The sequence below is a fragment of the Psychrobacter sp. AOP3-A1-26 genome (assembly GCF_052378235.1).
In the GTDB taxonomy this organism is placed as follows: Bacteria; Pseudomonadota; Gammaproteobacteria; order Pseudomonadales; family Moraxellaceae; genus Psychrobacter.
Map to the genome: position 1 here is coordinate 1 of NZ_JBQSXN010000102.1, position 9,947 is coordinate 9,947.

Genomic DNA, 9,947 nt, shown 5'->3' on the forward strand with positions numbered 1-9,947 from the left:
AGTATATAAGTATATAAGTATATAAGTATATAAGTATAACTAAAAATGTACGTCACATCACTACTAATAGCAATACTTCATAGTCAAAATAGCATCGTCTTTTCTAACTAGCGTCTATCCATTATGATAGACGTCCTGCATTAAAGACAGCATAACAAACTGCCTACTACTAGGTAAATTACCGCTGTTGAATATCAATTTGAGCTACTAAAAGGAATACGTTAGCCGCTCATATTCGTTATAATCCGCTCACCAATCAAAAACCACCAATCGTTAATGAGGAAACCACTATGGTGAAGTGTCACTTATCGACCATCATGGGCGAAAGACGCCTTAAAATTGCCGATGTCGCAAGGGATACTGGCATCAATCGTGGCACCATTACTCGCATGTATCATGAAGAAGCCACCCGAGTTGACCTAGATGTCATCGAGTCTTTATGCACGTATCTTAGAATCAATATTGGTGATTTATATGAAATCATAAATGAGAACAGCAGTGAGTCGCCTGAGTAAACACACTCTTTGATAAGACATTACAACCCTCAAACGTACAAAAAGACCTATAGAAGGTCATTTTCTCTTGCAATAGATTAAAATATAGGTATAATTTGACCTGTAGAAAGTCATTTTATCCATTATTTACACACAATAATCTGCAGGAGAATACTAATGAATAACAATCTATCGCGGCTCAACAGCTGCACATGGTTTAGTGAACAGACTAAAGCCTTAGCTTCTGAGCTGTTATCAAGCTTACAAATACAGCAAGGCATACAGCTGGCATCATTACTGGGTGTTGACGCTATTCTTTATAATGATGAAGCGGTGTATGTCTGGGTACAACGACAGCTGGATGATGGTCTTATCGTTGACGACTACACTTTAAGCATCCTTGAAACTGCTTTTATAGAGTTGGTCACAGCTTACACTGACCAAGCAGCCTAGTCACTTTAGCTTATATTTACAGACTTCTTGTTTAACAAGAAACAATAACCCTTAAAGCCAGATAAAGTGTCATTATCTGGCTTTTTAATATAGACAAAGATAACGACAATCAAACAAGCCTTTTTTCAGTCTTATATGTTTCAGAAGACGCACTTTTGGGCAATATAGCTCACTATTACCATACGTCTTTACTCAGTCGGCTTTGCACGCGGCACCCCAGCTATTTTATAATAAACAAAGCCTCTCTCATCTCTCAAAACACTCTTACTGTCTGCTCTAACGCACCAGCTGATTGCATCAGGCTGCTCTTTATTAACATCACAAGCCAAAATAAACTGCGCACTTTGAGCATTATTAAAGGCCTGTTTCCAACCCGTTTCAAGCTCATCGATGCCGCGCTGTAGCTCTGCTTGCTGCTGTCTCATTTCTGCAATCTCATCAAAGCTTGGCACATACCAAAAGATCAGGGCCACAAGGCTTATTATCACAGCTGCCATACAGGCGGCGGCCACTGCTGCTATCCTTTTAATACTCATGGACTCAATAGACTTGTAAATCTTATCCAAGTCTTTTTCAGCCTCCTCTTTTACTTCTCCAATCCGCTTTTTTGTAGCGGTCTCAAGCGCCTCAATATCGGTAATAATCTGCTTATGACCAGCTTGGTACTGATTGGTAAAGAGTGCAAGACTGTCCGCACTAGCGCCAAGCTTATCAGCCACCGCTTGCATGGTAATCACTTGCGCCTCTATGCTGGCGTTTTTAGCAGTGACGACCGCCTGTACAGCCGTATCAATCTGCTGTTTCATATCGGTGATGATACCCGCTATTTTGTCATCATAACGACGCGGCATTTCAGTGTCAGTAAAGGTGGTCACTGCCGCTTGAAGCTGCTTTAATACAAGTTCTTGATACTGACTCAATGCCTTCGAGGCACTGCTTGCGCTACCATCCAGCTTTTGAGTAACTGAAGTCATCTCATCTATCTTGGTATCGATACGGCTAAGAGAGTGATCAAGGCGCGTTGCCACTACATCGTCAGCTTGTCCAATCAGTGCTCGCAGAGCTTCGATCACAGGTTTGAGTCTGGTCACGAGATTAATAAGCTCGTCGTGAATGTCCTGCTCATTGCTATTGTCTTTATTCATGGGATGCTCATTATCATAATGCCGCCTAAAATGGACGTGGTGATGGGTAGCGGCGTGTTTGTGCTTGTTCATGCGCTTGGATAGCGCTCTTCGTTTTTTGCAAATGATCTGTCACGGTTTGCGTGAGCGTTGCCGCATCTATGGTGATAGCAGGAACGTGCTCAAAGCGCTCATTGATCTGGGTTAATACCTCGACCTTATCTTGATTGTCAGGCAAGCGCTCAAGCTGTTGCCACAGCGATGTTGCTGCCTTCTGCACCTGCGTTGCAATTTTTTTGGCATCGGTGTCTCGTAAACTCTTTTGTAGTGTCGTAAAGCTGTCAGCGCGTTTTAGAGTGGTGAATATAAATGCTTGTGCGGCAACCGCCTCAGCCGCGTTGATCACTTCGATCGGTGCATCAACGGCCTTAAAATCAAGGGTATCAACGCGGTCACGCACCCGTACCACTAAATTGTCAAATCGATCTCGATATGCTTTGGTCTCATTGATTCGCTGACGCTTAAGAGATGCCTGCTGCCGTCTCTGTTGTAAAGCTACTCGCCGCCTGGTTAAAGCCTCCTCTCGTGCGCGCTCAGCCTCTTCCTTAAGCTTTGCTTGCTCATGTGCTTTATTGAGCTGGTGGTGAAGCACCATCGTACGGTTGCGCCAGTCATCAAGCCGATCTGCGTTCAATTGAGTGGTCTTGGTACGGGTAATCTCATCGTATAGGTCATCATCTTGCACAATCACAACTTCACTTTGATCCAGTAAGGCGATACGCTGCTCATAAAACGGCGACAGGCGCTGATAGGTTTTTTGACTGGTATTAATTTGCTGCTTTAACTGTTTGATGTCTTCATTATTTGTGGTCTTAAACGCTTTAACATCAGCGGTCAATGCCGTTAAACGAGTGTAAGCATCCGCGTCTACCTCTACTGCTTTTAACGTACTGAGCGCCTCACGCTCTTTTTCAAGGTATTTAAAGCGCTCAACATCCAGATCTGCAAATGCGGCAAACTTATGATAAGTGTCCATGTTATTGGTGACGTCTATCTCTTGTAGATCCGCAAACGCTTGATCCCACTGTAAGGATAAGTCGGATTTTTCAATATCAATCTCATCAAGTGCTTTAAAGCCAGTCGCCAGTTTATTCAGCTTTGCGGCAAATGGTTTTAGGGTGGCCTTTAACCCTTTGTAGTCAGCAACGACTTCATTATTAAGCGGGATCAGCTTTTTTAGCACCGCTTTATTGTTCAGCACTATTTTATCAATCTGTGACAGTTGCTTCTCAAGACTGGTAACGGCACGGCCCGTTTGTAGGGTGTCGTCTTGTCTAAACTGCTCAACCAACGCTAAAGCCTCATTTAGAGCCTCGCTTTTCTCTTTTGTGTTTATTTGCTTGGTAAGCTCAATCATTTTTTGGCGGGACGTGCTGTAATCCTGTCCCACCTCTTCGGTGAACCTCGGTGTGCTTTTAATATTTTTGTCAATAGTGATGGTCTGTTTAGACTGGTGTGCTAACTCTTCATGCAGCCTATCAATGGTTGAGAATAAGGCGCTGCGTACCATCTTTTTTTGCTGCTCAAAATCGTCTGAGATCACTAAAAGCTCATCAAGTACGTCATCATTGGCCGCATTACTATGAGTCTGACTGTCCTTTTTAAGGGTAGCGGGTGTCAGTTCAGCGGCGGGATCCACCAAGCGAATGTTACTAAGCTCAAGTCGCGCAAAGGGTTTACGCTTTTTATAATGCACTGTAACGCCATTAACCTCTTGTGCGTTGCTCTCAAGATCAATGCGACCCTTGTCGTCATACTCAATTACCAGACCATTTTTTTCGATGTAGGCATTGATCTCATCAATTGTCTCGTTGTATTCATGAATCACTGAGCGCTTACCTTTTAAGACATCCTTATACAATGCCTTGCCCAGTTTCATTTTTGGTAAACGATTAATGCCCTGCTCACGGTACGATTTCTCATTGATCGCTTTATTCTCAGGCAATAGCTCGTTAGCCATATCCGCCCAAAGGGTGCGTTGATATTTAAGCTCATCACCGCGCCCATTTAGTCCTTTGGATAGCCGCTCACCGGTTGACCACTGTGTCCAATTCTTACGCTTCGATAAGACATAACCTTTATCCGCATCCGCTAATACTTCACGGCTTGAGAGTAAAATATGGGCATGAAAGTTACTACTGGTCAGCTCAACCACTTCACCTTTCCCCACATGTTTCTCATGACTGTGGGGTCGATGGATGGCCACATCGACAAGCACATTATAGCGATCAGATAAGGTTTGAGCGTAGCGCTCGACCAGCACCATGCGCTGATCAGCCGTGATCCCCTCAGGAAACATCATGTCAATCTCAGTACCCAATTGCGCGTTTTTACGAGTCTCAATACGTTCGATATCATTCCAAAACCCCTCACGCGTTACCGCCAAATCCCCAGCAATAGTTGGCGTTAACAACGCCGTATACAACACATTTTTCTCAATCACTTGAGCGTATTTAGTGCCATCACTATCAACTAAATTTAAAATCTTATCTTTAGTTTTACTGGTGTAATCATGTACTTCTCCTGACTGCTTATCGATCAGTTTTGAGCCAGAATTATATGCAGATTTTGCCAACACACTATGATTTTTCGCCTTACTAACGGCACTAACCGACAGATGAAATCCTTTATTATTCATGGCAAAAAATCCGAAGTTAAAAGATGGTTTTTGGGGGTTGTAGGGGGATCGCCCCCTGCCGAACGACGGAGTTTATGTAAAAAAATAGCACCCCTTGTGGGTCTTTTTTAAATAAACTCCTAAGTTCGCTCTTAACAGAGGGTTAAAATACTACTGCGCCCACGAAACAATGTGGTCTTGTGTATTTTACTACCTTGCATCCCTATGTGTACACTGCTAGGATCAACTCTATCATAGTTGACTAGAAAAGGATGAGATAATGTCAGTAATATCAGATGATCTATTCGCAGATAAGATAAAGCAGTTACAGGCTATTAAAAAAGAAATCAATCAGGACAGACTTGAGGCACATCAGGTGTTGGGGGAATGGTTAGCCAACGCATTAGACGATGATGACAATCATGAGTTACAAGCTATATTTTTAGACGCACACGATAATGAAAATTACGTTCGTTTAAAAAAGCACCGTGAGTTTTTGAAAGCAATTGCCAATAAAATACAAAGTAAAGCTGAGGTGGTACCAAGCAGCTTTACACCGCCTAAAAGCAGTCAGAACAGTGATCACGGTTCATTGTTTGATGATGATTCATCAGCACAGTAGCTGCTAGAAATCGCTTAATTGACGGTACAGCTGGATCGTCTGCTAATTAGCGAAAGGTTAGGAGACGATTATCGGCTGTTTTAAGCGTTTTAGAACAGCTTTAGCTACCATCGTATCGAACAGAGTGTAAAACACATATAAGAGTGGTTTTTAGGCTTTTTGGCAACGATTTAAAAGGAGTTTACAGAGGTATCGATAATGGCTACTGAAAATGAAGATAAACTATCTACAAAAAATGAGACTGATATTGAGAATGTGAAAACAGGGTTGTCCAGAATGACAGATGAAGATATTCAAAATATCTTTGACCATGCTTTTGAAGATTTTCAAAGATCCAAGCTTGATCCGAACTATGTGAACGAGGATTAACATCAAGTAAATGGACAATTGCATTCTGAGCTACTGATAAGTTTTATAAGTGATTGGTCGCTCATATTATCATCTCAAATCCGTCAGTTCTTGAGCTTTTTTCCTATTATTTAATATAAAAACATATTTTTTACTTTTAAAGACTTTTAAAGACTTTTAGGACGCTCTCAGACCTTACCAATTAAGGGCTTCAAGATCTATAAAGCTACAATCAGCTAGGTTAATGCTACAATCAGCTAGGTTAATGCTACAATCAGCTAGGTTAAAAGCTACAATCAGCAGGTATTATGCTACAATTAGATAGATTTGAGCATTAAGGCGTAGGTATGACTAACCAAGTTGGTTTATATGAGAAGAAATACCCTGCAAATTGGGTTGTTATGCAAAATCGTATTCTACAAGCGTTTTATGAAATGACACTTGATGAAAAACGGTTGCTGTTGCTTGCTAGTTCAGTAGTGCGTTTGATAGATGCCACTGAAAAAGACACTATAGAGATAACCGCGAAAGCATTTGCAGAGGCTTGCAACATTCAAGTGGATTCTGCTTATACTCAATTAAAAGATGCTAGTGAAACGATGATGAGGCGATTTTTTAGCTATAGAAATGAACGCGGTAGCCGTGTCAATGTACAGTGGGTCATCAGATCAATATATGAAGATGGCTATGTGTCTCTATGTTTTACAGATGAAGTGCTACTGATGTTGAAGGTTTTTGATGAAAATAATCCATTCACTAAATATAAAAAAGAAGATGTACTTAAACTGAAGGGTGAATATTCAATAGATATATACCATCTGGCCAAAAAACATGAGGCAATGAGCTCGTGGACAATGTCACTTGAAGAAATTAGAGAGGAGCTAGCTCTTTCTAAATCTTACGAACGTATTAACAACCTAAAAAGTCGAGTCATCAACCCAAGCGTTGAAGAAATAACAGAAAAGTCAGATATTAAAATCACCTATGAAAACGTTAAACGTGGTCGTACCGTCACAGGACTAAAATTTAATGTCAAAGCTAAGCCCACCAAGAAAAAAAGTCTGGAGGACTTAAATCAGAATAATGAGAATAGAGATATACCATCCTTAACCGTCAAACAGATCGACCGTTTTGCGCCTCTATTGGCTAACTATGCCCCATTTGGTAGCTATGCGCCTTCAGGAAAAAGTACCCAAGAAGTGATCAGCTGGTTACACACTCAATTAAGAGATGAAGCTTTTTTAAAGACCCATAAAAAGCATTTGCTGGCGGTAGGTTATACGTTCCCTAAGCAAAAATCATAGCAAAGAAAAAAGAGTGATTAATCTGGTACTGTCTATACAAATGGTTTATATTATATGTACACAGATAAGCCATTTGTAATGCCATGACGACAACTAATTATAATATCAGGCTCGATCAAGAGCTAAAAGAAAATGCTTTTGCCGTGTTTGAAAGCTATGGTCTAACGCCGTCTCAAGCGATTAAATTGTTCTTGACCCAAGTGGCGCAAACCAATCAAGTACCGCTATCTTTTGAATACCAGAAAGTATCAGCTGTCAGTCAAGATGAATTGCTAATCTATAAAGAGCATACTGACAGAGAGAACAGATAAGTATTAGATTTGAATGGGATGAACAAAAAAAACACCAATCAGCGTAAGCACCGTTTATTATTTGAGGCAGCCGCCCGAGTTTTTCTAGACCTTTTATGCCTGCGTCAGCAAGACAGGTATTAAAATGATGAAAAGCAGTGGCAAGCGCTGGGTACAGTAGACGGTACCGCCGTCCTATTGGTAGCCCATACGCAAACAGAAATAGATAATGGTGAGGTTATACGCATTATCTCAGCTAGACGTGTCAAAAAAATTAAAGGGAGCCAGTGTGAACAAAGTTAGCTATCAAATAGACGAGCTACCACCACTAACGGCAAAGCAACAAGCAGACTTAGAATATTTAGCAACGCTTAGTGATGACAATATTGATTTATCAGATATTCCAGAAGTTACGGGTTGGTCAAACGCTATCCGTGGCAGTATTAAGCCGCAAGCGTTCTCTGCTGAGGCGAGTGTCATCAACCCAAGTATCATTGCCAAGTCTAAGGATAGAGCCAAGCAAACAGGTGGTGACTATCAATAAATGATCAATAATGCGCTAGAAGAATACTTAGCGGATCACTAGCCTTAATTTAATGACTGAGACCTCAAGATCACTTGAGGTTTTTTTATATCTTGCATTGTAGTATGTTGTAAAATGTATTATACTATATACATATAATACAAAAACTACATATTTACTCATACAACATTATTAAGGACAATGATTATGGCCATTACTACAGAGCAGATTCATGCCACTGCCGACCAACTACAAGAACAAGGTATTAAGCCCACTCTAGCCGAAGTACGTAAAGCGCTAGGCGGCGGCTCATTCACGACCATCAGTGAGGCGATGAAGTCTTGGCGTCAGGATAACCAAGAAGAAGAGCAGCTAAGACAGGTTGAGTTACCAAGTGGAATCACTGAGCGCTTACAAACGCTTGGTGCGGATATGTGGCAGACGGCCATTGATATCGCCAATGATCGTCTAGTTAAAGAGCGTGAGGCGTTAGAGGGTATTAAGGCCAAGGCACAAGCTGAGACAGACGAGGCACAAGAGGCGGTTAAGACGCTAGAGAGTGAACAAGCTAATTTGTTGCTAGAGCTCGATGAGGTCACAGCAACTGCAGAGGCAGCGGCAATCACTTCGGCTCAGATTACTGCTGAACGTGACACGCTGATACAGACACTCAGTGATACTCAGCACGCGCTTGAGCTTGAACGAGCTAAGACAGATGCAGCCCAAGCTCAACTTGCAGATCTGCGCCATACCCTTGATCAGCAGTCAAAAGAGTTAAATGCCAACCTATCAAAAGTGGCCACGCTTGAAGCCACTGCTAGTAGCGATAAAGCAGAAATTGCACGTCTACAAACAGAACTGACAGTGACTAAGGGTGAGCTAAAGACAGTCACTACGGAACGCAATGAGATGGCGACTGACACAGCAGAGGTTAAAGGGGAGTTAAAGGCCATAATCGCTGAGCGTAACAAACTATAGTAAATCTTATATAAAATCGATACAATAGCTATCATAAACTCATTTAACAGCATCAACCATGACTTATTCAATCGACTTTCGCAAGCAAGTATTACGTAGCGTTAAAGAAGGTATGACTATTCGAGAAGCCGCTATCTTTTATGAGCTGAGTACCAGTACTATTCACAGTTGGCAGCAGGACTTAGTGCCTAAAATAACTAGAAATAAAGCACCGACTAAAATACCTAATGAAGCCTTATTGAAAGACGTTGAGCAATATCCTGACGATTATATGTACGAGCGAGCACAGCGTTTAGGGTGCAGTAAATCAGGCATTGAGTCAGCTTTAAAACGCCTTGGTATCAGTCAAAAAAAAGACCTTAGAGCATCCAAAAGCCTGCCCGATGAAGAGAACGATATATCAGAATAAGCTTGATAGCTTTATACAGCAAGGCTATCCCATTATTTACATAGATGAAAGTGGCTTTGAGGCTGAAACTATTCGTCCTTACGGTTATGCGCCGATAGGTAAGCCTTGTATCGATAGTTACAACTGGCAAGGTAAAAAAAGAACTAACGTCATTGGTGCTTTGTGCAAAAAGATGCTGTTTGCACTAAATTACTTCGAGCAGAATATCAATGGCAACATATTCTATGATTGGTGCAAATACACATTGATTCCAAGCTTAAATACTTCATGCGTGATCGTCATGGATAATGCCAGCTTTCATAGGCGAGTACAAAGACTACTCAACAGGCACGGTCACAGGCTTTTATTTCTACCGCCTTATAGTCCTGATCTAAACCCTATCGAAAAGAAATGGGCACAGGCAAAGTTTCTACGCCAAGGTTGGATGGAAAATAATCTACCTAAACTCTTTCATGATATGGGTTGTTCCAGTTTTATTGTGGATTGACTATATCAGAACTCAATGATCAGCTAACTCAAACACAGGCTAAGCTTGAAGCTGAGCATAGCGTATTAAATAATCAATATAGCGAGCTATCAAGCCGTCACCTATCAGAGCAGGAACAAGTGACTCTGTTACAAGATCAACTTAAGAAAGCACAAGATGCTCTGATACTTATTCAAAACAAAGATAATTCTTTAGATGCTGATTAAATAAAAGTATTCGACGTTTCAGTTTAATTAGG

The 9,947-nt window shown here is 41.3% G+C and carries 13 protein-coding genes; 11 read left to right on the forward strand and 2 right to left on the reverse strand.

Annotation, left to right across the window (positions count from 1 at the left end):
• Positions 1 to 290 precede the first annotated feature (290 nt).
• Positions 291 to 515, forward strand: coding sequence for a helix-turn-helix domain-containing protein (locus ACT3TU_RS12660; RefSeq protein ID WP_201626158.1), 225 nt, complete (start codon positions 291 to 293; stop codon positions 513 to 515).
• Between the two features lie 156 nt (positions 516 to 671).
• Positions 672 to 947, forward strand: coding sequence for a hypothetical protein (locus ACT3TU_RS12665; RefSeq protein WP_201598287.1), 276 nt, complete (start codon positions 672 to 674; stop codon positions 945 to 947).
• Between the two features lie 188 nt (positions 948 to 1,135).
• Here the strand turns inward: ACT3TU_RS12665 and ACT3TU_RS12670 are convergent, their stop codons facing one another.
• Complete coding sequence (locus ACT3TU_RS12670) at positions 1,136 to 2,092, reverse strand: hypothetical protein (protein ID WP_201615423.1); 957 nt, start codon at positions 2,090 to 2,092, stop codon at positions 1,136 to 1,138.
• A gap of 25 nt (positions 2,093 to 2,117) precedes the next feature.
• Positions 2,118 to 4,769 (reverse strand): MobA/MobL family protein, encoded by a 2,652-nt coding sequence (locus tag ACT3TU_RS12675; protein WP_444784453.1) that lies wholly within the window; start codon positions 4,767 to 4,769, stop codon positions 2,118 to 2,120.
• Positions 4,770 to 5,028: 259 nt separating this feature from the next.
• Here ACT3TU_RS12675 and ACT3TU_RS12680 point away from each other — a divergent pair, with 259 nt between their 5' ends.
• From ACT3TU_RS12680 to ACT3TU_RS12720, 9 genes are all read left to right on the forward strand, one after another.
• Positions 5,029 to 5,370: a hypothetical protein gene (locus tag ACT3TU_RS12680; protein WP_444526160.1), complete on the forward strand. Its 342-nt coding sequence runs from the start codon at positions 5,029 to 5,031 to the stop codon at positions 5,368 to 5,370.
• Between the two features lie 198 nt (positions 5,371 to 5,568).
• Positions 5,569 to 5,739: a hypothetical protein gene (locus ACT3TU_RS12685; RefSeq protein WP_156410067.1), complete on the forward strand. Its 171-nt coding sequence runs from the start codon at positions 5,569 to 5,571 to the stop codon at positions 5,737 to 5,739.
• Positions 5,740 to 6,065: 326 nt separating this feature from the next.
• A complete protein-coding gene (locus tag ACT3TU_RS12690; protein WP_058368520.1) occupies positions 6,066 to 7,022 on the forward strand; it encodes a replication initiation protein in 957 nt (318 codons plus the stop codon).
• An 83-nt stretch (positions 7,023 to 7,105) separates the two neighbouring features.
• A complete protein-coding gene (locus ACT3TU_RS12695; protein ID WP_058368521.1) occupies positions 7,106 to 7,333 on the forward strand; it encodes a type II toxin-antitoxin system RelB/DinJ family antitoxin in 228 nt (75 codons plus the stop codon).
• A 268-nt stretch (positions 7,334 to 7,601) separates the two neighbouring features.
• Entirely contained in the window at positions 7,602 to 7,856 is a 255-nt protein-coding gene (locus ACT3TU_RS12700; protein ID WP_442477745.1) for a hypothetical protein, read from the forward strand.
• Between the two features lie 186 nt (positions 7,857 to 8,042).
• Positions 8,043 to 8,813 (forward strand): DNA-binding protein, encoded by a 771-nt coding sequence (locus ACT3TU_RS12705; protein WP_442477746.1) that lies wholly within the window; start codon positions 8,043 to 8,045, stop codon positions 8,811 to 8,813.
• 58 nt (positions 8,814 to 8,871) lie between these two features.
• On the forward strand, positions 8,872 to 9,222 hold the full coding sequence (locus tag ACT3TU_RS12710; protein ID WP_442477747.1) for an IS630 transposase-related protein: 351 nt from the start codon (positions 8,872 to 8,874) through the stop codon (positions 9,220 to 9,222).
• Positions 9,197 to 9,709: an IS630 family transposase gene (locus ACT3TU_RS12715; RefSeq protein WP_444519076.1), complete on the forward strand. Its 513-nt coding sequence runs from the start codon at positions 9,197 to 9,199 to the stop codon at positions 9,707 to 9,709. Before ACT3TU_RS12710 ends, ACT3TU_RS12715 begins: the two co-directional genes overlap by 26 nt.
• The gene (locus tag ACT3TU_RS12720) at positions 9,706 to 9,915 is read left to right on the forward strand and encodes a hypothetical protein (protein ID WP_442477749.1); all 210 of its coding nucleotides are present in this window, start codon (positions 9,706 to 9,708) and stop codon (positions 9,913 to 9,915) included. The genes ACT3TU_RS12715 and ACT3TU_RS12720 overlap by 4 nt, the downstream gene beginning before the upstream one ends.
• Positions 9,916 to 9,947 lie beyond the last annotated feature (32 nt).